The 25,504-nt window shown below is 51.6% G+C and carries 23 protein-coding genes; 11 read left to right on the forward strand and 12 right to left on the reverse strand.

The window, feature by feature from the left end; all coding sequences use genetic code 11:
• The first annotated feature begins 110 nt into the window (after positions 1 to 110).
• Positions 111 to 1,688, forward strand: coding sequence for an ABC transporter permease (locus tag A0G03_RS10125; RefSeq protein WP_048261302.1), 1,578 nt, complete (start codon positions 111 to 113; stop codon positions 1,686 to 1,688).
• A 2-nt stretch (positions 1,689 to 1,690) separates the two neighbouring features.
• Positions 1,691 to 2,731: an ABC transporter ATP-binding protein gene (locus A0G03_RS10130; protein WP_048261304.1), complete on the forward strand. Its 1,041-nt coding sequence runs from the start codon at positions 1,691 to 1,693 to the stop codon at positions 2,729 to 2,731.
• Between the two features lie 30 nt (positions 2,732 to 2,761).
• Here the strand turns inward: A0G03_RS10130 and arnF are convergent, their stop codons facing one another.
• From arnF to A0G03_RS10170, 8 genes are all read right to left on the reverse strand, one after another.
• A complete protein-coding gene (arnF, locus tag A0G03_RS10135) occupies positions 2,762 to 3,154 on the reverse strand; it encodes a 4-amino-4-deoxy-L-arabinose-phosphoundecaprenol flippase subunit ArnF (RefSeq protein ID WP_011094663.1) in 393 nt (130 codons plus the stop codon).
• Entirely contained in the window at positions 3,154 to 3,495 is a 342-nt protein-coding gene (arnE, locus tag A0G03_RS10140) for a 4-amino-4-deoxy-L-arabinose-phosphoundecaprenol flippase subunit ArnE (RefSeq protein WP_011094664.1), read from the reverse strand. Before arnE ends, arnF begins: the two co-directional genes overlap by 1 nt.
• Complete coding sequence (gene arnT / locus A0G03_RS10145; RefSeq protein ID WP_048261307.1) at positions 3,492 to 5,162, reverse strand: lipid IV(A) 4-amino-4-deoxy-L-arabinosyltransferase; 1,671 nt, start codon at positions 5,160 to 5,162, stop codon at positions 3,492 to 3,494. Before arnT ends, arnE begins: the two co-directional genes overlap by 4 nt.
• Before the next feature lie 17 nt (positions 5,163 to 5,179).
• Complete coding sequence (arnD, locus tag A0G03_RS10150; RefSeq protein WP_048261309.1) at positions 5,180 to 6,073, reverse strand: 4-deoxy-4-formamido-L-arabinose-phosphoundecaprenol deformylase; 894 nt, start codon at positions 6,071 to 6,073, stop codon at positions 5,180 to 5,182.
• Positions 6,070 to 8,091, reverse strand: coding sequence for a bifunctional UDP-4-amino-4-deoxy-L-arabinose formyltransferase/UDP-glucuronic acid oxidase ArnA (gene arnA / locus A0G03_RS10155; protein ID WP_048261312.1), 2,022 nt, complete (start codon positions 8,089 to 8,091; stop codon positions 6,070 to 6,072). The genes arnD and arnA overlap by 4 nt, the downstream gene beginning before the upstream one ends.
• The gene (arnC, locus tag A0G03_RS10160) at positions 8,088 to 9,071 is read right to left on the reverse strand and encodes an undecaprenyl-phosphate 4-deoxy-4-formamido-L-arabinose transferase (RefSeq protein ID WP_015729905.1); all 984 of its coding nucleotides are present in this window, start codon (positions 9,069 to 9,071) and stop codon (positions 8,088 to 8,090) included. The genes arnA and arnC overlap by 4 nt, the downstream gene beginning before the upstream one ends.
• Entirely contained in the window at positions 9,064 to 10,212 is a 1,149-nt protein-coding gene (arnB, locus tag A0G03_RS10165) for a UDP-4-amino-4-deoxy-L-arabinose aminotransferase (protein WP_048261315.1), read from the reverse strand. Before arnB ends, arnC begins: the two co-directional genes overlap by 8 nt.
• A 226-nt stretch (positions 10,213 to 10,438) precedes the next feature.
• A complete protein-coding gene (locus tag A0G03_RS10170) occupies positions 10,439 to 11,605 on the reverse strand; it encodes a nucleotide sugar dehydrogenase (RefSeq protein WP_048261317.1) in 1,167 nt (388 codons plus the stop codon).
• 541 nt (positions 11,606 to 12,146) lie between these two features.
• Between A0G03_RS10170 and A0G03_RS10175 the strand changes: the two genes are divergently transcribed.
• The 3 genes from A0G03_RS10175 (at position 12,147) to ybcJ (ending at position 15,124) form a co-directional block, all read left to right on the forward strand.
• Complete coding sequence (locus A0G03_RS10175) at positions 12,147 to 13,694, forward strand: sensor domain-containing diguanylate cyclase (RefSeq protein ID WP_048261319.1); 1,548 nt, start codon at positions 12,147 to 12,149, stop codon at positions 13,692 to 13,694.
• A gap of 118 nt (positions 13,695 to 13,812) precedes the next feature.
• Positions 13,813 to 14,676, forward strand: coding sequence for a bifunctional methylenetetrahydrofolate dehydrogenase/methenyltetrahydrofolate cyclohydrolase FolD (folD, locus tag A0G03_RS10180; protein WP_048261321.1), 864 nt, complete (start codon positions 13,813 to 13,815; stop codon positions 14,674 to 14,676).
• A gap of 235 nt (positions 14,677 to 14,911) precedes the next feature.
• Entirely contained in the window at positions 14,912 to 15,124 is a 213-nt protein-coding gene (gene ybcJ, locus A0G03_RS10190; RefSeq protein ID WP_011094673.1) for a ribosome-associated protein YbcJ, read from the forward strand.
• Positions 15,125 to 15,218: 94 nt separating this feature from the next.
• On the opposite strand, the gene cysS is transcribed toward ybcJ, so the two are convergent.
• The gene (gene cysS, locus A0G03_RS10195) at positions 15,219 to 16,604 is read right to left on the reverse strand and encodes a cysteine--tRNA ligase (protein ID WP_048261324.1); all 1,386 of its coding nucleotides are present in this window, start codon (positions 16,602 to 16,604) and stop codon (positions 15,219 to 15,221) included.
• A 298-nt stretch (positions 16,605 to 16,902) separates the two neighbouring features.
• Complete coding sequence (locus A0G03_RS10200) at positions 16,903 to 17,334, reverse strand: DoxX family protein (protein ID WP_048261326.1); 432 nt, start codon at positions 17,332 to 17,334, stop codon at positions 16,903 to 16,905.
• 420 nt (positions 17,335 to 17,754) lie between these two features.
• Here A0G03_RS10200 and ppiB point away from each other — a divergent pair, with 420 nt between their 5' ends.
• The 6 genes from ppiB to A0G03_RS10230 all read left to right on the forward strand — a co-directional run bounded on the left by ppiB (position 17,755) and on the right by A0G03_RS10230 (position 24,016).
• Positions 17,755 to 18,249, forward strand: coding sequence for a peptidylprolyl isomerase B (gene ppiB, locus A0G03_RS10205; protein ID WP_048261328.1), 495 nt, complete (start codon positions 17,755 to 17,757; stop codon positions 18,247 to 18,249).
• 10 nt (positions 18,250 to 18,259) lie between these two features.
• Entirely contained in the window at positions 18,260 to 18,982 is a 723-nt protein-coding gene (gene lpxH / locus A0G03_RS10210) for a UDP-2,3-diacylglucosamine diphosphatase (protein WP_048261330.1), read from the forward strand.
• 177 nt (positions 18,983 to 19,159) lie between these two features.
• A complete protein-coding gene (gene purE, locus A0G03_RS10215) occupies positions 19,160 to 19,669 on the forward strand; it encodes a 5-(carboxyamino)imidazole ribonucleotide mutase (protein ID WP_039292942.1) in 510 nt (169 codons plus the stop codon).
• On the forward strand, positions 19,666 to 20,736 hold the full coding sequence (gene purK / locus A0G03_RS10220; protein WP_048261333.1) for a 5-(carboxyamino)imidazole ribonucleotide synthase: 1,071 nt from the start codon (positions 19,666 to 19,668) through the stop codon (positions 20,734 to 20,736). Before purE ends, purK begins: the two co-directional genes overlap by 4 nt.
• 556 nt (positions 20,737 to 21,292) lie before the next feature.
• Positions 21,293 to 22,582 carry an HAAAP family serine/threonine permease gene (locus A0G03_RS10225; protein WP_048261335.1) on the forward strand — a complete coding sequence of 430 codons (1,290 nt, stop codon included), beginning with the start codon at positions 21,293 to 21,295 and terminating at the stop codon, positions 22,580 to 22,582.
• Positions 22,583 to 22,648: 66 nt separating this feature from the next.
• Positions 22,649 to 24,016 carry an L-serine ammonia-lyase gene (locus A0G03_RS10230; protein ID WP_048261338.1) on the forward strand — a complete coding sequence of 456 codons (1,368 nt, stop codon included), beginning with the start codon at positions 22,649 to 22,651 and terminating at the stop codon, positions 24,014 to 24,016.
• Positions 24,017 to 24,120: 104 nt separating this feature from the next.
• Here A0G03_RS10230 and A0G03_RS10235 read toward each other — a convergent pair whose 3' ends face one another.
• Positions 24,121 to 24,558 carry a helix-turn-helix domain-containing protein gene (locus A0G03_RS10235; RefSeq protein ID WP_048261340.1) on the reverse strand — a complete coding sequence of 146 codons (438 nt, stop codon included), beginning with the start codon at positions 24,556 to 24,558 and terminating at the stop codon, positions 24,121 to 24,123.
• Between the two features lie 128 nt (positions 24,559 to 24,686).
• Complete coding sequence (gene pstB, locus A0G03_RS10240) at positions 24,687 to 25,502, reverse strand: phosphate ABC transporter ATP-binding protein PstB (RefSeq protein ID WP_048261343.1); 816 nt, start codon at positions 25,500 to 25,502, stop codon at positions 24,687 to 24,689.
• Positions 25,503 to 25,504: the final 2 nt, after the last annotated feature.

Consider the following 25,504-nt stretch of genomic DNA (forward strand, 5'->3'; position numbering starts at 1 on the left):
ATAGCGCCTTCGTCAGGGCATTTTCGCCCTGACGAATTATCATAAGAATGGCCGCTCAACGCGGCTTCTCCGTCTAAGAATATCGTCCTGACGAGGCAGCTACAGGCAGCATGACAAACGTTAGCTACAGCGAAACCACGACCTCCACCGCTTCCTCTCCACCATTACGCAAACCTGTCGCGCTGCTTGCGATTGTCGCTCTGGTGTTATCCCTGCTGGGCTTTGTCCCGCTAGGCTTTGTGATTGGCGTAAGTATTGATACCGGCTGGGAAACGGCTCGTGCCTTGTTATTCCGCCCGCGCGTAGGCGAACTCCTGACAAATACAGTGCTGCTGGTTGTCCTGACGCTGCCGATTTGTACGGTTCTGGGCGTGCTATTGGCCTGGCTGACGGAACGAACCACCCTGCCCGCTCGACGCCTGTGGTCACTGTTGCTCACCGCGCCGCTGGCGATCCCGGCATTTGTACAAAGCTATGCCTGGATCAGTACCGCCCCTGGTCTGCATGGCTTACCGGCTGGCGTATTTTTATCCGTCGTCGCCTATTTACCGTTTCTTTATTTACCCTGCGCGGCGACGCTTCGGCGTCTTAACCCTGCGCTGGAAGATGTCGCAGCCACGCTAGGCGTGCCACCTATTACCGTATTTTTCCGCGTGGTGTTGCCACAGTTAAAGCTAGCCATCGGCGGCGGGTTGCTGCTGATCGCTCTGCATCTGTTGGCAGAATATGGCCTGTTCGCCATGATCCGTTTCGATACCTTTACCACCGCAATTTTCGATCAGTTTCAGTCAACGTTTAATGGCCCCGCGGCCAACATGCTGGCCGGTGTACTGGCGCTGCTGTGCCTGTTTTTGCTGTGCGCGGATGCCCGCGTACGTGGCGTCACGCGCTATGCGCATGTCGGTTCCGGCGCGCCGCAGGTTGTCACACCGATACGCTTGCCACCACTTTCTCTCTCGCTGGCGCTGCTGTTACTGACAACGCTGGTGTTGCTGACGCTCGGCGTGCCTTTTATTACGCTGTTTCGCTGGTTAGGTTTTGGCGGCTGGGAAGTGTGGCAACGCCGCGAGCTGCTTGATGCATTCCGCCAGACCATGACGCTGGCGCTGAGCGGTGCCGCACTGACGACGCTAGCAGCGATTCCGATGGCCTGGCTAACCATCCGTCACCCTAATCGCCTGTATCGGTTTTTGGAAGGATGCAATTACATCACCAGTTCTCTGCCGGGTATCGTCGTCGCGCTGGCGCTGGTCACCACCACGATTCACGTCATCAGGCCGCTCTACCAAACTGAATTCACCGTGCTGTTGGCTTATCTGTTGATGTTCATGCCACGAGCGCTGGTTAATCTACGCGCGGGTATCGCACAGGCACCGGTAGAGCTGGAACAGGTTGCAGCCAGCCTGGGTCGTTCCCCCTTGCAGACGTTAATGACCGTGACCATCCGGCTGGCGGCACCCGGCGTCGCCACGGGGGCAACGCTTGTCTTTCTGGCGATCATCAATGAGCTAACCGCCACATTGCTGCTGGCTCCCAACGGCACCCGCACGCTGGCGACCGGATTTTGGGCGCTAACCAGTGAGATCGACTATCCTGCGGCGGCACCCTATGCGCTTATTCTGGTCTTACTGTCACTGCCGTGGACCTGGTTTCTCTACACACAATCACAAAAAATGGCGGGGTTGTAATCATGTTGGAACTTCATCGCGTCAGTAAAAGCTTTAACGGGCGCACCGTGCTGTCTGACATTCGTTTAACGTTAGAAAACAGCCGTCGCACAGCGATTGTCGGCCCATCCGGCTCAGGGAAAACCACCCTGCTGCGCCTCATCGCTGGGTTTGAAACACCGGATACCGGCGTCATTACGCTAAACGGCCAAACGCTCTGCGATAACGGGCTTTCCGTCCCCGCCCATCAGCGCGGAATCGGCTATGTCCCACAGGATGGCGCGCTGTTTCCACATCTCTGCATCGCGGACAACATTGCTTTTGGGCTAAAAGGCACGAAGGCGGAGAAACAAAAACGGGTGGATGAGCTGATGGCGCTGGTTTCCCTTCCCGCACATTTACAGAAGCACTCACCGCATGAAATTTCCGGCGGTCAGCAGCAGCGTGTCGCACTGGCTCGCGCGCTGGCGCAGCGCCCTGCGTTGATGCTGCTGGATGAACCGTTTTCCGCGCTGGACACCGGACTGCGTGCCGCCACCCGTAAGGCGGTAATGGACGTATTGCAGCAGGCTAACGTGGCTTCGATTCTGGTGACCCACGATCAGGGGGAAGCGCTGTCTTTTGCCGATCGAGTGGTCGTCATGCGTGAGGGTCAACTGTCGCAATCGGGTTCCCCTTGGGCGCTCTACCACCAGCCCAACAGTGAAGACATTGCCACTTTCCTCGGTGAAACGCTGATTCTCAATGCGCAGATCGACGGTGGTCAGGCTGACTGCCTGCTTGGGCGCATCGCCGTGGATCGCCCAACGGTAAATGGTCGGGCAAGAATCATGCTTAGGCCAGAGCAAATAACGATTCAGGATACCGAGATAACGAGCACGGCACCTATGCGTGCCACTATCCGCAACGTCGAGTTTTCCGGCTTCGTCTCTACACTGACGCTATGCATCCACAACGCAGAAGCCGATGTCATTGAACTTAAAACTGTCAGTCACGCCGCTTTCACCGTCGGCCAACAAGTTAGCCTAAGCGTGAACGGTGCCGCACACGTTTTCAGTCAATAATATCCCTCTCAGACAGCAAGCACAGGCGGTTTACTTCGTCGCCTGTGCGTCGCGGCTAACCAGCCAAACCCCGAGAAGAATAATCAGAACGCCGAGGTTTTTACGCAGGCTCATCGGTTCATTCAGCCACGGCAGAAAAACCGCGGCAAGATAGACCACCGCATAGCTCAGACTAATCAGCGGGTAGGCACGGCTTAGCGGTAAATAGCGTAGCACCATGAACCAGCACACCATCGACAGGCCGTAGCAGATAATCCCGACCAGCACCGCGACAACCGGCCAGCCAGCCATCAGCGTGCTGAGCGATGGCCAGTGCGTCATGGAAATGCTCGGCAGCGCCAGCATCCCGCTTTTCATTAATACCTGGGCGGCACTAGCCAATACGAGGCTGGCAACGACCCAAAAATATCCCTTGTTCGTCATCACTCCCCCTGCATCAGATAGATACCGATGACAATCAGCGCAATGCCCCACCAGTGATGCCTATCCACGCGTTCGCCAAACCCATAGTGCGCCAGCAGCGTGACCAGAACAAAATTGATGCTCAGCAACGGGTACGCCACGCCGAGCGGGAGATGTTGCAAAACCAAAAGCCACAGCAGCAGCCCAATACCCAGCAGCAATGCCGCCAACATCAGCCACCCGAACGTCACCCGTTGACGCTGAGCCACGGGCAAACGCCGCCAGCATTCTGCCGCCTGTTTCTGGCACAGTTGCCCTAAGCTGGTCAGCAGACAGACGATGGCAACCAATAGATAACTCATGGCACGACCTGCTTATAAAACAGCAGCACATAGCGGTGCGATTTTCTCAACTGATTAGGGGCGGGCAGATTACGATATTCGTCATCACTGTCTCTGTCGGTTTTCAGCACCAGCGCAACATTCCCGCTACGTCGTTTATCGGCAAGCCAAGCGGGGAAAGCGCCCTCATCCACAAAGCGATCGGCAGCATCAGCATAGTCCAGCCCATAGTTCAGTTCGCCACGCGCCTTAAATAAGGTGATATCACTGCGCTTCAGTTCCCACGCCAGTCCGGCAGCCAGCCCCACTTCGTCGCTAAGCACATAGCGGCTATCTTCAAGCAACGGCTGGTGGCTACGAATAAAGGTTTGGGGATTCTTGGAATCAACCACACTCGCCGGAATACTCCCGCCAACGAGCAGTGCCAGAAAGAGCGGACAGCCCGCCACCAGATAGCCCCACGTCTGCTGTTTCCTCAAGCTAACAGCAGCAAAGGCTATCCAACCGATAAAGCAGACGATTCCCGATATGATGGTAAGGCCTTCTCCCGGTTGATAGAAATGCGGCACGACGATGCCAAGGCCAAGCGAGGCAACCGCAAGCCCCAACACGCCGCCAAAAGCAATATTGAGCCAGCTATTGATGCGCAATAGGCGCTCGCGCACTACGGGGGCCAGCCCAGAAACCCACGCCGCCATCAGCAGCGCCAGTGGTGCAAAGCACGGCAGAATGTAGGTCAGCAGCTTGCCTTTGGCGATGCTGAAAAACAGCAGCGGCATCACCATCCAACACAGCAAGAAGAACCGCTCTGGGTTCACTTTCCGTTCGGTCCAACCGCTACGTAACGCGCCCGGCAACAGCGCCAGCCAGGGGAATGTCCCCACAATCAGAAACGGTAAGTAATACCAGAACGGTGCCTTATGCTGCGCATCGTCTTCAGCAAAACGCTGGATATGCTCAATCCAAAAAAAGTAATGCCAGTAATCAGCTTCTCGTGCGTGCACCGCCAGCGCCCACGGCGCACTCAGCAGCACCGCGACAACAATCGCCAACGGCCCGAACAGCAGCAGCTCCTTGATACGCTTTTGCGCCAGCGCCACGGGCAGCACGCTGATCACCGGCAACGCCAGCGCCAGAAAGCCTTTGGTCATGAACCCCATACCGCAGGCTAGCCCCATCAGCCCCCAGGCCACTAGCCGTTCACGCGTCAGTTTTGCCCGTAGAATCATCGCGTGGCTGAACAGCGCCGCTGTCATCCAGAGCGTCACCATCGGATCGAGCACACTGTAAGTACCAATGCCATAAACAAGGAGTGACGTAAGATAGATCGCCGCCGCCAGCAGCGCCGTGCGCTGGTTTTTCCACAGCATCATCGCTAGCCAAAATACCAGCAACGCACTCAGCGCGGTAGAAAACACCGAGGCAAAGCGCACGGCAAAATTGGTATGACCTAGTAACCACTGACTCATGTTATTCAGCCAGTAGCCCGCGACAGGTTTCTCAAAATAGCGAATATCCAGCAAATGCGGCACAATCCAATCACCGCGCTGAAGCATCTCACGGCTGATTTCGGCATAGCGGGTTTCATCTGGCGACCACAGCCAGCGACCGTTAAGCGGCAGCAGGTAGAGCAAAGCAAACAACACCACTATCACAGTACTTTTCAGCTTGATCATGCTTTTTTCCATGCTGTCTCCTGCTTTATTTATTCTTCCGTTTGCACGCCAAGCCACCCTTCCCGTCCGGGAAACGGCGCGCGTTCAATCCGCCCGACGGGCAACGTAGTCGAATCATCAGGCAGTAACGAGGAAAGTGGACAAAATTCGATGTGCCGCTGACGGGCAAGAAGCAGTAACTGACGGAACAGCGCCAATTTCGCGCCTCCTTCAACCTCTGCGTGAATGGTATACACCGGCACGCCCCGATCCTGCTCGATTGCATCGAGAATAAAGTCGTTGAATTCGCCGTCACTCACGCGCTCACCAATAACCTCGTCATAGGTCGGCAGCGTTACGGGGATCTGCGTCGTGCCAAGCCCCCCATTTTTCAGTCGTGGCCGAAAAGGCTGGGTGCCGCGACAGTCACTGTTATAGTCCAAATTCCAGCGCTGCTTCATTTCAACGACGCGTGCATCGGCTCGCCAGCCCGCTACGGCGGAGCAGCGCACTGGCGATGGCAGAATCTGCGTTAGCGCATCCATGCCTTCATGGAACTGCGCTGCCAGCTGCGCATCCGACCAACGAGCGACATTCGCCTGCCAGCCATGATGATCCCAGGCATGTAACCCCACTTCATGCCCAGTGTCATGCGCCTGGCGGATTAACGAGCCAAACCGTGCGCCAATATGACGCCCCGGCCACGCTGTGCCAGCCAGCAAGATATCCCAGCCGTAGAGCGAGGCTGCGTTGGAGCGCAGCATCTTCCATAAGAAACGTGGGCGCAGCAGACGCCACAGGTGACGTCCCATGTTGTCCGGCCCGACGCTAAAAAAGAAACTCGCCTGGATATCAAACTCAGCCAGCACCTTCAGCAGCGCGGGTACGCCGTCCCGCGTACCGCGCCAGGTATCGACATCAATTCGCAGGCCAACACGCGTCATCCCTGCGCATCCGTGGCATCAGCGGTGTGCGGGACGTCAACGGTACGCAGAAAATAGTCCAACGTTTCCGCGACGGTTTGCTCCATCTTCACCGTCGGTTCCCATTCCAGCAGCCGTTTGGCGTTGCGAATGCTCGGCGTGCGGTGCGCCACATCCTGATAGCCTTTGCCGTAATAGCTGCTGCTTTCCACGTCAATAAATCCGGCAAACGGCGGGAAACGATCACGTAACGGGTGATCATTAAAGCTGGTGAGCAGCATTTCGCCCAGTTCGCGGATACTGGCTTCATTATGCGGATTGCCGATATTGATAATCTGCCCGTCACACTGACCGTTGCGATTTTCGATAACGCGAAATAGCGCTTCAATGCCGTCGTGAATATCGGTAAAGCAGCGTTTCTGCGCCCCGCCGTCCACCAGCTTGATCGGCGATCCTTCCACCAGATTGAGGATCAGTTGAGTAATGGCACGCGAGCTGCCGATCCGCGCGGCGTCCAGCGTGTCCAGACGTGGCCCCATCCAGTTAAACGGACGGAACAGCGTGAAGCGCAGGCCGTTTTTCGCGCCGTACGCCCAGATCACCCGATCCAGCAGTTGCTTGGATACGGAGTAGATCCAGCGCTGCTTGTTGATCGGCCCGACAATCAAGCGTGAGGTGTCTTCATCAAACTCTTTGTCATCACACATGCCGTACACTTCTGAGGTGGACGGGAAAACGATGCGTTTGTTGTAGCGTACGCAGTCGCGCACAATTTTCAGATTCTCTTCGAAATCCAGCTCGAATACGCGCAGCGGGTTACGGGTGTATTCGATCGGCGTTGCAATCGCTACCAGCGGCAGAATGACATCGCATTTCTTGATGTGGTATTCGATCCATTCGTTATGAATGCTGATATCACCTTCCACAAAATGGAAACGCGGATCGCCAAGAAAACGCGCGATGGCATCAGAGCTGATGTCCAGCCCGTAGATCTCATAGCGATCGTCGCGCAGCAGGCGCTCGGTCAGGTGGTTACCGATAAAACCGTTCACACCGAGGATCAGCACACGCGTGCGGCGTCGTTGCACACGGCTGGCGAGGTTACCCAGCCGCGCCTGTGGCACCATGCCCATTTCCGCCGCCAGTCTACTACCCGACATATACAGCCCGGTTTCACTCTGCCCGCTGACGATCTCAAGCGCGTCTTCACCACAGGACACCACCAGCGGCGAGGTCGAAATAATCAAGCCCGCATCACCGCCATGTGGATGATTAACGTTCACACGGTTGTTTTTAACCACACGGGCGCGCCAGATAATCACCTTGCGCTCGCCGAGAAACGTAAACGCCCCCGGATAGGGTTCCGTCACCGCGCGAATCAGGTTGTTGATCTCATGGGCGCTTTTTTGCCAGTCGATCAGACCATCTGCGGCCGTGCGACGACCGAAATAGCTGGCCTGGCTGTCATCCTGTGGCGTCAGCGCAATCTCACGCGAGCGAATCAGCGGTAACTGCTGCGCCAGCAAAGTGGCTGCGGCGGTACGACATTTGCCATGCAGCGTCAGCGCGGTATCTTCATCGTCAATCGCCACCACAGACTGCGCGACGATATCACCCGCATCAGCACGGGAAACCATCTTGTGCAGCGTAACGCCCGTTTGCGTTTCTCCGTTCACCAGCACCCAGTTAACGGGAGCTCGCCCACGGTAGCGCGGCAACAGTGAGCCGTGCAGATTAAATGCGCCAAACGACGGTAACTGAAGAATGTCATCGCTTAATAATGTGCGGTAATAGAAGGAAAAAATAACATCCGGTGCCAACTCTCGAATCCGGTTCACCCAGAGCGGATGGTTAATGTCTTCCGGTGCAAACACGGGCACATCCATCCCGGCAGCCGTTTTCGCCACCGACGCATAGAAGTGGTTTTCTCCCAGTGCATCGCTGTGTGTGAAGACCGCCTGAATCTCATAGCCCGCTAACGCCAACGCTTCAAGACCCACACAACCGATATCATGGTAGGCAAATACGATCGCTTTCATTCTTCTTCATCCCGTAAACTGGTGGTTAGTGGCGTTGCCGCACTCACTGTCTTTTGCACAAAATAGCGTGGCCGGGCACGCACATCGGTATAGATACGACCAATGTATTCGCCCAATAGCCCCATCCCGATGAACTGCGCACCGATGAACATGAACAACACGGCAAACAGCGTGAACACGCCCTCTGCCGCCCATTCCGCCCCTAAGAACAGACGCAGTCCGATCAACAGCAGTGCCAGCAGGAAGCCCGACAGCGCGACGACGCTGCCAATCAGGCTGAGTATGCGTAGCGGCGTTGTCGTCAGGCAGGTCAGCAGGTCGTACATCAGGTTAATTAACTTTAGAAAACTGTATTTGGACGTGCCAAACTCCCGCTCGGCGTGCAACACGTCGATCTCAATAGTTTTTCGTGCGAACGTGTTGGCAAGGATAGGAATAAAGGTGCTGCGCTCGTGACAGCGCAGCATCGCGCTGACAATGTGGCGACGGTAGGCGCGCAACATACAGCCGTAATCCGCCATGGATTTCCCAGTCGAGCGACGAATCATCATATTGATGGTTTTCGAGGCCAGTTTGCGGAACAGCGAATCCTGCCGATTGGCCCGCACGGTGCCAACCACGTCATACCCTTGAGACGCGTATTCAACCAGCCGTGGGATTTCCTCCGGCGGGTTCTGCAAATCTGCATCAAGCGTAATCACTACGTCACCCACCGCCTGCTGAAACCCTGCCATGATGGCCGAGTGTTGACCATAGTTGCGGTTCAGCAGCACGGCAATGATGTGGCTGTCCGGGTCGCTCGCCGCCTCGGTCAGCAGTTCCGCAGAGCGATCGCTGCTACCGTCATCAACCAGAATAATTTCCCAGGGTTTACCGATCTTCCGACAGGCCGCCAACGTGCGTTCAATCAGCACTGGCAGGCTCTCTTCTTCGTTATAAACGGGAATCACAACAGAAACATTTTTTATGTCATCAATCACGAACAGACTCCAGAATCGAGGTTAACGCCGCGACGACGCGATCGACATCGCTGTCTTGCATATCGGGGAACAGTGGCAACGTCATAAGCGACGCCGAATTCCACTCCGTTTCCGGCAGGTGCAAATGAGGGTAGCGTTCACGGTAATATTTCTGCGTATGCACCGCTCTGAAATGCAGTCCGGTGCCAATGCCGTGTGTTTGCAGTGCCGCCATCAGATCATCACGTGAAATACCGCACTGCGTTTCGTCCACACGCACCATAAACAGATGCCAGGCGTGCAGATGGGGATAATCAGGAACCGCCAGCGGCTGGAGCTGCAGCGAGTGCAACTGCGTGAGATAACGCGCGGCAAGCTGCTGACGGCGGGCGTTGATCGCTGGGAGTTTATTCAGTTGGACCAGCGCAATAGCCGCATTGATATCCGCCAGATTGTATTTAAACCCCGGTGCCACCACTTCGGCCTGCGGCTTGCGCCCCTGTAACTGCCGGTCAAACGCATCCACACCCAGCCCGTGAAATTTCAGACTGCGTATACGCTCGGCGAGTGCTTCGTCATCCGTCACCACCATGCCACCTTCCGCACAGGTGATATTTTTAATCGCGTGAAACGAGAAAATGGCAGTTCCACGCGCACCAATCCACTCACCACGGTATTGCGTACCGACGGCATGCGCCGCATCCTCAATGAGCGGAATGCCATAGCGTTCACTGAGTGCGCGCAGCGCATCCAGATCGGCAGGCGCACCGGCGTAATGCACGGGAATAATCGCTTTGGTCTTCGGCGTAATGGCGGCTTCAATATCCTGCGATCGCACCATCAATGTATGCCGATCCACATCCACCATCACCGGTTCCGCACCCAATAGCGTGATGATATTGACGGTTGAAACCCAGGTCTGGGACGGCGTAATAACCTCATCACCGGGGCCAATGCCGAGCGCCATCAGCGTAACGTGCATTCCGCCCGTCGCGGAGCTAACCGCAATCGCCTGTCGACACCCAAACTGCTGGCAAAAAGCCTGCTCTAACTGCTGACATTTCGGCCCCGTGGTTATCCAGCCAGAACGTAATACTTCTGCCACGGCAGCAATTTCCTCGTCGCCCATGGTCGGGCGGGAAAAAGGCAAAAAATCCGTCATAAGGTATTCCCAAAATAAATAATGGCGATAAATCATTATTCAGTAGTCTAAATAATGAAGCCTTAAGCCAACCTTAATTTATTGCGATAATCATAAAATCATAGATAAGCCACACGAAATGGCGAAGCCACAAAAAAGACATAGTTAATTACAATGCAAAAGTGAACTTTTTACGAATAGTCCAATATATAATAAAAATGTCGATTTATTGATTTACGACAAGAAATCAATCCTCACCGAATAAGTCTCGCGTATAGACTTTCCCTATTACATCTTTTAATTCATCGGCATAACGGTTGGTAATAATAATGTCACATTGCCGTTTGAAACTGTCGAGTTGATGAACGATTGGGAAATCTAAAAAGTTATCATCATCAATCCCCGGTTCATAAATCACTACATTGATTCCTTTCGCTTTTATTCTTTTCATAATGCCCTGAATGGAGGAAAAGCGAAAATTATCCGACCCCGCTTTCATGATGAGGCGATGGACGCCGACGGTTTTAGGGTGCCGACGGATAATCGTGTCGGCAATAAAGTCTTTCCGCGTATGGTTAGCGTCCACGATAGCCTTGATCAGGTTATTCGGAACAGTACGATAATTGGCCAGAAGCTGTCGGGTATCTTTCGGTAAGCAGTAGCCGCCGTAGCCGAAAGAAGGATTGTTGTAGTAATCGCCGATGCGGGGATCGAGACATACGCCTTCAATAATCTGCCGGGTATTCAACCCCAGCGATTCGGCATAGCTGTCCAGCTCATTAAAGTAGGCCACCCGCATTGCCAGGAAGGTATTCGCAAATAATTTTATCGCTTCGGCCTCTGTCGGGTCGGTGAAAAGCACGCGAATATCTTTTTTTAATGCACAGTCCATCAATAAGTTAGCGAAGAATCTCGCCCTTTCCGAACGCTCCCCAACGACAATTCGCGATGGATACAGATTGTCATACAGCGCCTTTCCTTCACGTAAAAACTCGGGCGAAAAAATGATATTATCTGTATCCAGCTGCTGGCTAATTTTCTCGGTGAAGCCAACAGGCACCGTCGATTTGATCACCATAATCGCCTGCGGATTAATCGCCAATACGTCGCGAATGACCGCCTCTACCGATGAGGTATTGAAATAGTTGGTTTGCGGATCGTAATCCGTCGGCGTAGCGATAATCACAAACTGCGCATCAGCATACGCTTCATTCTTATCCAACGTAGCCGAGAAATTCAGCGTTTCATGTTGTAAAAAGCGTTCAATCTCAGCGTCATTAATCGGCGATTTTCGTTGATTCAGCAACGCCACTTTTTCTGCCACAATATCCAACGCCACAACCTGATGCTGTTGTGCTAATAATAATCCATTCGATAAACCGACATATCCCGTTCCGCTAATCGCTATTTTCATGAAGAGCTCTTTATTTCATAAATGGCTAAAAACCTATTTCGCCGCAGTATCTTTTTTATTTCCTCATCTGAAAAGAGGGGTTGCATTTCAATTTATTTCCTACCTCACGATTAATGATCTCATCACTCACGAAGGCACCTCTTACTCATCAGTCGAAACGTCATGAACACCCTCTCATCATTAGCAACGCCGGTTAAACGCCAATTAAACATAGCGTATTTAATGATAAATAAAAATTTACTTACACCTTGTGACGTTTTTAATCATTAGCGCGAAAATAAATTTTCATGACGTTATGTAACAGGACGTCATTTATCTTAGATGATCTTTTCGAATAGACACGACAATACGCTTGATTTTGGCGTCTTTATCAATGGCACATGGAAGCAAAGGGATAACGATGCTGCTTTTTATAAAATCGACTGAAAGTTATGTAAAACCCAACAAAAAATCATAAGAAAATCTCATCAATAACAACGCAAATGGCAGGAACGTCTACACTTACCATCAGTCATTTCTTTGGCTAAGGATGGGAAAGACGATGAAGGCCAGCACGCACGAAAAAGCCAGCCAGTATCAAATGCCGCTCCAAAAATTGATGATTATATTTATGCTATTCATCATCACGGCGGTAGTGGCACTGAACGGATGGGCAGTATTCAATTCTCACCAACAGCTTATCGATTCCACAGAGCGAAACGCCAAAAATCTGTCGCTGTCACTGGCACGCCATGCCGAAGATACTTTTTTACAAGTCGACATATTGCTGCAAGATTTACAAGAGCGTATCGAGCAGGATGGTCAATCGTCCGTACAATTGAACCGATTAGGCGATATTTTAAGGAGCCGTAAGGCAACACTGCCACAGCTGCATGGCATCTTCATTTATGACGATAAAGGCGAATGGTTGGTGAACTCTGGGATAGCAAAACCGGCCAATGCGAATAACGCCGACAGAGAATATTTCAAATATCACCAGAATAACGTCAGTCAGGCCATGCACATCGGCAGTGTGATTCAAAGCCGATCTACCGGCGATCTGATCATTCCCGTCTCTATGCGTATCAGTAAGCCAGACGGCAGCTTTAACGGTGTGCTGCTCGCCACCCTCTCGTTGAACTATTTCAAACAGTATTATGGCTACTACTCCATGGGAAATATGGACGTGCTTGCCATTCTGCTTTCCGACGGCCGGATTCTGTACGGACGTCCTTACGACGATTCTTATATCAACCGAAATGTGTCGAGCGGCCCGCTCTTTTCAGAACACCTGAAACAGTCGGAAAGCGGAACGGCAACGTTTGTCTCTACGCTTGACCATGTCGAACGCATTTATGGCTACACAAAATTAAAGCGTTACCCCATCGTCATCGCAGCGGGTTTCGATCTTGGATTGGTTCTTAGTAAATGGAAATCGGACAGTCTGGTTTACGGTGCTATTACGTTAACCCTGCTCTTCACGATTATCCTGCTCGGTTTGATCGTACTGAGACAGATTCGTATGAATTTGAAAAATCAGATCGATTTAACCATCGTGCGTGATGAACTCACATCGGTTAACCACACCTTGCAGACGTTAGCGCTGTTTGATGGCCTCACGGGCTTAGCTAACCGCCGCCAGTTTGATATTTTCCTGCAACAAACCCTATTGCGGGTTGCGAAAACGCGGCAGTGTATGGCGCTGATCATGATCGACGTCGACGCCTTCAAAAAATATAACGACCATTATGGACATGTGGCCGGCGATGATTGCCTGCGCAAGATAGGTAACGTCCTAAGCAACATGCCGAAGCGTAAAGAAGATTTAGTCGCTCGCTATGGCGGTGAAGAGTTCGCCATCATCATCACGGATACCGATAAGCAAGGAGCCACCACGCTCGCTCAGCGCGCGCTGGATTTAGTGCGCGAGGAAAAAATTTCGCATGAAATGACGCTGTTCTCGGAGAAAATTGTCACCATTAGCGCGGGTGTCTATGTGTTCTGCGTCGATACCCCACCGCCAACAGCAGCATCCGTTATTGATATTGCCGATGCCGCGCTGTATCGCGCCAAAAATAGTGGTAAAAACCGGTTCGAGGTCAGCGAGTAGCGAGATCAATCGCCATATAGAAACAATTAATGTTCACGCAATGCCTGACAGCACGCCCAGCTTCTGACAAAATAGCGGCCATCTCCCCCTGTATTCCAATTGATGGGTCTCATCTCAGATGGCAGCAAAGATTATTGATGGTAAAACGATTGCGCAGCAGGTCAAAGACGAAGTTGCCGCACGAGTCACGCAGCGTTTGGCTGAAGGAAAACGCGCACCGGGTCTGGCTGTTGTGTTGGTTGGCGAGAATCCAGCGTCACAGATTTATGTCGCCAGCAAGCGCAAGGTATGTGAAGAAGTCGGCTTTATCTCTCGCTCTTACGATTTACCCATCACCACAACGGAATCAGAGCTGTTAGCCGTTATCGACCAGCTCAACGCCGATCAGACGATTGACGGTATACTGGTTCAGCTTCCGCTGCCGGAAGGTATTGATAACACCAAAGTGATCGAACGTATCTCCCCAAATAAAGATGTTGATGGTTTCCACCCTTATAACGTGGGTCGTCTCTGCCAGCGTGCGCCATTGCTACGCGCTTGTACGCCACGTGGCATCATCACGCTGTTGGAACGTTATAATATCGATACCTTCGGGTTAAATGCTGTTGTGGTCGGCGCATCCAATATTGTTGGCCGTCCGATGAGTCTGGAACTGTTGCTGGCAGGCTGTACCACCACCGTCACGCACCGTTTCACCAAAAATCTGCGTCACCATGTTGAAAACGCCGATCTGCTGGTTGTTGCAGTGGGTAAACCGGGCTTTATCCCTGGCGAATGGATTAAACCGGGCGCAATCGTGCTGGACGTGGGTATCAACCGTCTGGAAAACGGCAAAGTTGTTGGCGATGTGGAATTTGAAACCGCGCAGGAAAGAGCGTCTTACATTAGCCCTGTGCCAGGCGGCGTCGGCCCGATGACCGTTGCCACACTGATTCAAAACACGCTACAGGCGTGCGAAGAGTATCATGACCACGCCGAATAATTGGCGATACCCGTCATACTTCAAGCTGCTTGTACGTTGACTGCCCTTAAATACTCGGCCCATCGTGGGCCTCGCCCTAAAGGGCCGCTGCAAGCAGCGTTCAAATCTGCTCCCGGCAGATTTGTCACCCCAGTCACTTACTTATGTAAGCTCCTGGGGACTCGTGCGGTTGTCGCCTTCACGCAACTCGAATTATTTAGGATATATTAGGTCAAACACCGATAAGCAGGAATTTATGGCAACGTTTAATCTTGAAAAGCATCCGCACGTTGAACTGTGCGATCTCTTGAAATTGCTGGGCTGGAGCGAAAGCGGCGCGACGGCTAAACTGGCTATCGCCGCAGGCGATGTGACCGTTGATGGCCAGACGGAAACACGCAAGCGCTGCAAGATCGTCGCTGGGCAAACCGTTCAGTTCAACGGCGAGACGGTAACTGTCGCCGAGTAATCCTTACAGCATCGATAATACCGAAAAAAAGCCCGCGATTATTCTGCGGGCTTTTTATTAGCTGAAAACGTCTTTACTGAAAAAGGGTTATTGGCTATTTACGGCGCCAGATCGTTCCCTGCGGGCCGTCTTCCAGCACGATCCCCATTTCATTCAGCCGATCGCGTGCCTGATCAGCCAGCGCCCAGTCTTTCGCTGCTCGTGCATCTTTACGCTGTTGGATTAACGCTTCGATTTCTTTCACTTCGTCATCATCCACCTGCGCACCATTTTGCAGGAACTGCTCAGGATCTTTTTCCAGCAGGCCGAGCACGCCAGACAGTTTACGCAGGGCCGATGCCAGCTGATTCGCAGCCTGTACGTCTTCCGCTTTCAGGCGGTTAACTTCACGCGCCATATCAAACAGCACCGAGTAGGCTTCCGGCGTGTTGAAATCGTCGTCCATCGCTTCGCGGAAACGTGCTTCAAACTCGTCACCACCATGCGCCTCAACGCTGAGATCCATTCCGCGCAATGCGGTATACAGACGTTCTAACGCTGCACGCGCCTGTTTGAGATTGTCTTCACTGTAGTTCAACTGGCTACGATAGTGGCCTGACATCAGGAAATAGCGCACGGTTTCTGGGTCGTAATACGCCAGCACGTCACGCACGGTGAAGAAATTGTTGAGCGACTTTGACATCTTTTCGCGGTCAACCATCACCATGCCGGAGTGCATCCAGTAATTCACATACGGGCCATCGTGCGCACAGCTGGATTGCGCAATCTCATTTTCGTGGTGCGGGAACATCAAATCTGAACCGCCGCCGTGAATATCAAAGTGCTCGCCCAGTTGTTTGCAGTTCATAGCAGAGCATTCGATGTGCCAGCCGGGGCGCCCTTCTCCCCACGGAGAAGACCAGTGTGGCTCACCCGGTTTGGACATTTTCCACAGCACGAAGTCCATCGGGTTGCGCTTCACTTCTGTAATTTCAACGCGCGCACCAGCTTGCAACTGATCCAGATCCTGACGAGACAGCACACCGTAGCCTGGGGCGGTATCAACGGAGAACATCACATCGCCATTGCTCGCTACATAGGCGTGGCGACGGGCAATCAACGTTTCCACCATTTCGATGATGTCGGCAATATGGTGCGTCGCACGCGGTTCGGCATCAGGGCGCAGAATATTCAAGGCATCAAAATCGGCATGCATCTCTGCAATCATGCGGGTTGTCAGTTGGTCACTGGTTTCCCCATTTTCGATCGCACGTTTAATAATTTTGTCGTCAATATCGGTGACATTACGCACATATTTCAGTGAATATCCCAGATACCGCAAATACCGCGCCACCACATCAAACGCCACGAAAGTACGCCCGTGACCGATATGACACAGGTCATAAACGGTGATGCCACACACATACATTCCCACCTGATCGGCGTGGATAGGTTTAAATTCCTCTTTTTGGCGACTCAGCGTATTAAAAATCTTTAGCATCAGGGCGTTCCAGTGTTTTTATAAAAATGGTTTTCACAAAAAAATGGTTTCACAAGAGTGGTGTTCACACAAACATCGTGTTCGCACGATAGATCAATCACAGTGGCAGTTAACGTCAGTAACATCAATGCATTCAGGGTTTATACCCCAACGACGTATTGAAACCTGAACCCTACTGTATTGCAAGGTTAAGAAGAGGGAATAAGCGAGAAAGGATAAAAATGAAATGGCCCGGAAATCCGGGCCATTTCATACAATCGGCGTTACTGACGAAAAAATAATCTGCTGACAAAAGCAATCAGCGCCAACGTGGATTCGACATCACAGAGTATTTTCCGCTACCGAGCAAGGCAATAGCGATACCAGCAAAGAAGAAGACAGCCGTGCCTTCAACACCCCAAGCACCGGTTTTTTCCAGCGCAACGAAACCACCAGGGTGAACCAGCAATGTCGCGACGAGCATGGTGAAGGAGAAAATCAGCGCAGAAGGGCGTGTAAAAATCCCTAAAATCATCAGGATCGGTATGATGACTTCGCCGACGTAGACCCCGTAGCCAATAAAGGCAGGGAGTCCTGCGGAGGTCAGCATGCCTTCAATCGCACCAATTCCGCCGTGCACTTTGTGCCAGCCATGAAACAGCATCAAAATACTGAAAGACACGCGCAGGAACAGCTTGCCAAAATCCGGTTTGTCTAACAGACGATTAACACCATCCAGAATACCCAGCATAGTTCACCTATCTCTTTAGAGTTATTTAAGAAGAATAAGAATTACTCTCAGATTAATCTGAGCGGCAAAAAAAGAACACGTTGATTACGCAAAACATTGATCTGGGGCAACAAAAATCTCATTCAAATTAATTAACTATAATTACATTAATTAATCAATTTATTTGTTTTCAAAAGTCTACATTGCGTGATCAAGGCATTATCAATGCCTATTTGACCACAGCACGCACTTCCCAACGATTACCTAAATCAGAGTAGTAAACATTTTTATACGACGCTTCCATCACCCCATCGCCAACAAACGCGCGGCAAGACTGAAATACTGACTCAATCGACCAGTTATGCTATAACAGCGCTCTTGTTGTTCACCGTATTTTGTGAACTGCACTCTTATCACTAAGGCTATCTAGGGTTCATTATTATGATTACGCTTCATACCAACCACGGCGATATCGTTATTAACACGTTTGCAGACAAAGCGCCGGTTACTGTAGAAAACTTCCTGAACTACTGCCGCAGCGGTTTTTATGACAACACGATTTTTCACCGCGTGATTGATGGTTTTATGATTCAGGGCGGCGGCTTCGCTCCCGGTATGGATCAAAAAGAAACCAATGCGACAATCAAAAATGAAGCCAACAATGGCCTGAAAAACACCCGTGGCACGCTGGCGATGGCTCGTACCAACGATCCGCATTCTGCTACTGCCCAGTTTTTTATCAACCTCGTTGATAACGATTTCCTGAACTTCCGTTCAGAGCGTGCCGATGGTTGGGGCTACTGCGTATTCGCTGAAGTGACCGACGGCATGGACGTCGTTGATAAAATCAAAGCCGTTGCAACTGGCCGCAGCGGCATGCACCAGGACGTACCGAAAGAAGACGTGGTGATCACCCACGTAACGGTTAGCGAATAACCCGACCTGCATGGCAACGCTGTTTATTGCCGATCTGCATTTAAGTCTTCATGAACCGGCGATTACCGCCGGTTTTCTGCGTTTTTTACGCCATGAGGCAATTCATGCCGATGCACTTTACATTCTTGGCGATCTGTTCGATGCCTGGATTGGTGATGACGATCCGCAGCCACTGCATGCGACTATCGCCGCTGAATTGTATGCATTACATCAGCGCGGCATTCCCTGTTATTTCGTGCACGGCAACCGTGATTTCCTGATCGGCAAGCGTTTCGCCAGACAAAGCGGTATGACGCTGCTACCGACAGAAAATGTCGTTGACCTCTACGGTCAGAAAATCCTCATTCTGCATGGCGATACCCTGTGTACTGACGATCTGGCCTATCAAAAATTTCGTCGCCGCGTGCATAACCCATTAACTCAGCGACTCTTCTTGCTATTACCTTTATCGCTGCGTCTGAAGATTGCCGCTAAGATGCGTGCCAGCAGCCAGCAGGCCAATCAGCAAAAATCGCAGCAGATTATGGATGTAAACCCTGAGCAGGTAATTGAACGCTTACGGCACTATCAGGTGAAGACGATGATCCACGGTCACACACACCGTCCGGCCATCCATGCGGTTGCTCTCGGCGAATCTTATGGTCGGCGTGCCGTTCTCGGTGCCTGGCATGAGGAAGGGTCGATGATTAAGGTCACGCCACAAAATATCGAACTGATTTCCTTCCCATTTTAATGCGTTTCCTGCCATTGACTTAACAATCTATCACCTAATCCCCCCAGTATTTCCGCATACGCAACCGTTTTCCTCGCCATAATGGCGTGATATGCTCTACGCCCTCAATGTCAGACCCTCTCGTCTGGCCGACGCAAAATCGTCACGAACACGTACAATCACAGGAGCGTTACAGGCATGTCATCCAACGTTGCCCCGGCAAAAATTGCCATCGTCATGGGTTCAAAGAGTGACTGGGCCACTATGCAGTTTGCTGCGGAAATCCTCACCACGCTGAACATTCCTTTTCATACCGAAGTCGTTTCCGCACACCGGACGCCGGATAAGCTGTTCAGCTTTGCTGAGCAGGCGGCACAGAACGGTTTTGACGTCATCATCGCTGGCGCAGGCGGCGCAGCACACCTACCGGGTATGCTGGCAGCAAAAACGCTGGTTCCTGTGCTCGGCGTGCCGGTACAAAGCTCGACGCTGAGCGGTGTCGACAGTCTGTATTCCATCGTTCAAATGCCTCGCGGCATCCCGGTCGGCACGTTGGCAATCGGCAAAGCAGGCGCAGCGAATGCAGCTCTGCTGGCCGCACAAATTCTCGCCCTACATGATAATGGTATCGCCGCTCGTCTGGCAGACTGGCGTCAGGCGCAAACTGATGATGTGCTATCTCACCCCGATCCGCGGGAGGAGGCATGAAACCGGTCTGCGTATTAGGCAATGGTCAGTTGGGCAGAATGCTCCGTCAGGCGGGCGAACCGTTAGGGATTGCTGTTTATCCCGTTGGGCTGGATGCAGAGCCAGAATCGGTGCCGTTTCATAACAGTGTGATTACCGCCGAGATCGAACGCTGGCCAGAAACCGCCCTCACCCGCGAGCTGGCTGAACACACCGCGTTCGCAAACCGTGATATTTTCCCACGTCTGGCCGATCGCCTGACGCAAAAGCAACTGCTGGACTCGTTGAATCTGGCAACCGCGCCTTGGCAATTACTGGCCAGCGCCGATGAATGGCCACACGTCTTCACCTCATTAGGTGAACTCGCTATCGTTAAACGCCGAGTCGGCGGTTACGACGGCCGTGGACAATGGCGCTTGCGTGACGGCGAACAGCAGACGCTGCCCGCAGACTGCTACGGCGAGTGCATCGTTGAGCAAGGGATTAACTTTTCCGGTGAAGTCTCACTGGTTGGCGCCCGCAATACGCACGGTAAATGCGTCTTCTACCCACTAACACATAACCTGCATCAGGATGGCATTCTGCGTACCAGCGTGGCTTTCCCTCAGCCTGACCCACAATTGCAACAGCAGGCTGAACAGATGCTGTCCGCGATTATGAATGCGCTGGGCTATGTAGGTGTGATGGCGATGGAATGCTTTATTGTCGGTGACCACCTGCTGATTAATGAGCTGGCTCCACGCGTACATAATAGTGGGCACTGGACACAAAATGGCGCGTCGATTAGCCAGTTTGAACTTCATCTGCGCGCCATTCTGGATCTACCGCTGCCGGTACCGGTCGTCGAAGCGCCGTCAGTGATGGTCAATTTGATCGGGACGGATGTGAATATCGACTGGCTGGCGCTACCGCTAGTGCATTTACACTGGTATGAGAAAGACGTTCGTCCTGGTCGCAAAGTTGGACATCTCAATCTGCCGTCGTCGGATATCGCACAGTTGCAACATACGCTGCAATCGCTGGCACCTCTATTACCAGAGGAATACCACATCGGTCTGGCGTGGGCAGAAGAAAAACTCACCGCCTGACAGATCGGCGGCGGTTATCCGGCAGGCGGTACTCTGCCGGGTAACTATCATTAGATCAGATAACAAGACGGTTAGATCAGATAACAACACATCTGAACACAACGCGATTAGATGCAGCGGTAGGCAAGGCACGACACCACCGATACGCCCCTTAAAAGAGAAAAACTATCATTCCGCGTGACATCAGAAAAATTGCGTTTATTATTTCATCTGCCTTTTATTTTATTTATTGTTCACTTTCCATCACTCGACAATTAAATAAAGTATCAATAACGAGCCGTTAAAAATATTTAAAATAAAGTATCAACTTTGATATTTTAATTCGCGCGGAAATTTATTAAAATACCCCCCGTCAATTCATTTCTGTGATCGCCTCAATATTATTCGCTGACCACCACGATATAGAATGCCGCCACAAAACAGTATTGACCTGTTGACATAATTAGCAATATGTCTTGTTCGATTTTTAAACTCTGTAACGGCAAGTTGCCGATACTGTAATTTTTATACCCCAGCATGACGGGTATTAATGTGTTCACCGAGGAGAAACCAGTAAATGAGCACAATTCAAGATAGCAGCCACGTGTTAGAACAGGCTTCAGGATGGCGTAAAAGTGACACCGTCTGGATGCTGGGCCTCTATGGCACGGCCATCGGCGCTGGCGTGTTATTCTTACCTATCAATGCCGGCATTGGTGGTTTAATTCCGTTAATTATCATGGCACTGATTGCCTTTCCGATGACATATTATTCTCACCGTGCATTATGCCGTTTTGTATTATCCGGCAAGAAAGGTGGCGAAGATATTACCGAAGTCGTTGAAGAACATTTCGGCGTTGGTGCAGGTAAATTAATCACTTTGCTTTATTTTTTCGCTATTTATCCGATCCTATTAGTTTATAGCGTTGCCATCACCAATACGGTAGATAGCTTTATTACTCACCAATTACATTTGCCTTCTCCACCACGTGCTGTGTTGTCATTAATATTGATCCTCGGGTTGATGTTTATTGTCCGCTTCGGTGAAGCGATGATCGTTAAAGCAATGAGTGTGCTGGTTTATCCTTTTGTTGCCGTACTGATGCTGCTGGCACTGTATTTAATTCCGAACTGGAACACCTCTGTTTTTGAAAACATTTCTCTGAGTTCCAGCGTAACGGGCAACGGTCTGTTGGCGACATTATGGCTGGCTATTCCGGTGATGGTTTTCTCCTTCAACCACTCGCCGATTATCTCCTCTTTCGCCGTTGCCAAACGCAAAGAATATGGTGATGACGCAGAGAAAAAATGCTCACGCATTCTGTCTTACAGCCACATCATGATGGTGTTGACTGTGATGTTCTTCGTTTTCAGCTGCGTACTGAGCCTTTCTCCAACAGAACTGATGGAAGCAAAAACACAAAATATTTCCATTCTGTCCTATCTGGCGAACCATTTTAATAGCCCGGTAATCGGCTATCTGGCCCCGGTAATTGCGACCATCGCGATCTCTAAATCCTTCCTTGGCCACTATCTGGGTGCAGGTGAAGGCTTTAACGGCATGATCGTGAAATCTCTGCGCAGCAGAGGTAAAACCATCTCCAACACCAAACTGAACCGCATTACTGCGCTGTTCATGCTGATTACCACCTGGATTGTCGCCACACTGAATCCAAGTATTCTGGGTATGATCGAAACATTGGGCGGCCCGATTATCGCGTGTCTGTTGTTCCTGATGCCGATGTACGCCATCCAGAAAGTCCCAGCGATGAAAAAATACAGCGGCCACATTAGCAACGTCTTTGTTACGCTCATGGGACTGATCGCTATTTCCGCCATTGTTTACAGCCTGCGCGATCTGCTGTAAGCCCTACCCCTAATTTAACGCCGGGACGTTGTTTAACGACCGGCGTTTTTTTTCAAGGAAATCGCTATGGTCAGCGTATTTGATATCTTCAAAATCGGTATCGGCCCGTCCAGTTCTCATACCGTCGGCCCGATGAAAGCGGGTAAAATGTTCACCGACGATCTGGTGAATCACGCTCTTATCTCATCGGTAACACGTATCGTCGTTGATATTTACGGCTCGCTCTCCCTCACGGGAAAAGGGCATCATACTGATATCGCCATCATTATGGGGCTAGCGGGTAATCTGCCAGATAGCGTAAACATCGATAGTATTCCGGCCTTTATTCAACAGGTGAAAGACACTCAACGGCTACCGATCCTCAACGGTCAGTATGAGGTCAGCTTCCCGCTGGAATCTTCCCTGCGTTTCCAACCGGAGAACCTGCCGCTGCATGAAAACGGCATGACCATTCGCGCCTACAACCAGCAAGAGCTGGTCTATAGCAAAACGTATTATTCCATCGGGGGCGGATTCGTCGTCGATCAGGAAAACTTTGGTAAATCCAATCTGGCAGATGAAAGCGCGCCCTACCCGTTCTTTTCTGCCCAGAAGCTGCTGCAACATTGCCACGATCACTGCCTGTCTTTATCCGCCATCGTCCTGAAAAACGAGATTGCGATGCACGGGCGGGAAGCACTTGAGCACTATTTTGCCGACGTGTGGAAAACCATGCAGGACTGCATGCACCGCGGTATGAATACCGAAGGGGTATTGCCCGGCCCATTACGCGTTCCCCGCCGTGCATCAGCACTGCATCGCCTATTATTCATCAACGATCGTTTCTCTAACGATCCGATGGATGCGATGGACTGGGTTAACATGTTCGCAATGGCCGTATCGGAAGAAAATGCTGCGGGAGGCCGTGTCGTCACCGCACCGACTAACGGCGCGTGCGGCATTATTCCCGCTGTGCTGGCCTATTACGATCGCTACGTTCAACCCGTCACCCCAGAAGCTTATCTGCGCTACTTTCTGGCATCCGGTGCTGTCGGCATACTCTACAAAATGAACGCGTCTATTTCTGGTGCCGAAGTTGGCTGCCAGGGAGAAGTCGGCGTTGCCTGTTCGATGGCAGCAGCCGGTCTGGCTGAGCTACTGGGTGCCAACCCGGAACAAGTGTGCATCGCCGCAGAAATTGGTATGGAGCATAATCTGGGGCTGACGTGCGACCCCGTCGCGGGTCAGGTTCAGGTGCCGTGCATTGAACGTAACGCCATCGCCTCCGTGAAGGCGATAAACGCAGCAAGAATGGCAATGCGCCGTACCAGTGAGCCGCGCGTATCGTTGGATAAGGTCATTGAAACCATGTATGAAACAGGCAAAGACATGAACGCCAAGTACCGTGAAACGTCTCGCGGGGGGTTGGCTATCAAAGTGGTTCTGTGCGAATAGACAGGGGATTAATGGCGGGTGAAAAACTGATTCTGTCGCGTTAAATGCCTGGCAGATTAACGCGACAATCGGGGGGTTAATGCGAGTGATGTAGCATTAACCCTTTATTTTTTATCGCTTTCAGGCAGCGACCAAACAATATTGTTTTCAGCTGCCGCGATATACCAGTCAACGGTACTGTTAGCTGGCTTCTTGATATTTTCATGTTTGGTGAGCGCTTTGGCAGGAAACGTTGCGGCTTTCTTTCTGATACGCAGCGGCGTCTGTTTTTTCTCGCCGCTGATCTGCGCATGGAATGACTCGACGTCGGCGTCGAAGAGCACACCTTCAATCTGATGCAGACGGTTCAACCCGCGTAGAATAGAGAGCAGACTACTGAGCGTAATGGATTCTCCCATTTCAGCACGCTTGATCGTCGCAATCCCCAGCCCTGCCCGTTCGGCAAGATCGACCTGCGATAAACGTTGCTGAATTCTGGAGTCTTTTATTCTCCGGCACAGCTCGGTAATAATTTCACCTTCGTTCATAGTACTGAATTTCATCTTACCCGCCACTGCCAGAGTCAAAAATTTGCGCGCATTTTATCATCAATTTTTCAAATGGCACGGATAATTGATGAACGGTATCCATAATTTTTTCAGGTCATTTAATACGATGATTCGATGAAAATTCACCCAAAACGTCCGGTGATATAATCCTCTGTACGACGCTGAGTCGGAGAGGTAAACAGATCGTCCGTGCGGTTGTACTCAATCAATTTACCCTGATTGATAAATGCAGTGTAATCAGACACGCGGGCAGCCTGCTGCATGTTGTGCGTCACCAACACCAGCGTAAAGTGCTGCTTTAGCGTCCCCATCAGTTCCTCAACAATCAGCGTCGAAATCGGATCAAGCGCAGAAGTCGGCTCATCCAACAGCAGCACTTCTGGCTCAATGGCGATCGCCCGCGCGATCACCAAACGCTGCTGCTGTCCGCTAGATAGCGTGAGCGCATTGTCGCTCAGCCGATCCTTTACCTCATGCCACAGCGCCGCCGCTCGCAGCGCACGCTCAACAGCATCATCCAGTAAGCGACGATCGCGCAGCCCCTGCAATCTCAGGCCATAAATCACATTTTCATAGATCGACTTGGGAAACGGATTCGGACGTTGAAAAACCATACCAACCCGACGGCGTAACACGGCAACATCCAACTGCGGGTCGTTAATGGGCATACCGTTCAGCCTGATATCACCCTCGGTACGGCAGTCATCCACCAGATCGTTCATGCGGTTAAAACAGCGTAACAGGGTGGATTTACCACAGCCCGACGGACCAATCAGCGCTGTGACCTGATTCTTCGGAATACGAATTGAAATATCATTCAATGCCTGCTTATTGCCATAGTACAGATTCAGATGTTCCACGGTTAACGTCGTCTGTTCATCACTCAGTTGATGAACATCAGGCAGCGGTGCCATCTCCTTTTGTGTCCTAAATCCCATAA

Origin of the sequence: Pectobacterium peruviense, from assembly GCF_002847345.1 — a bacterium.
In the GTDB taxonomy this organism is placed as follows: domain Bacteria; phylum Pseudomonadota; class Gammaproteobacteria; order Enterobacterales; family Enterobacteriaceae; genus Pectobacterium; species Pectobacterium peruviense.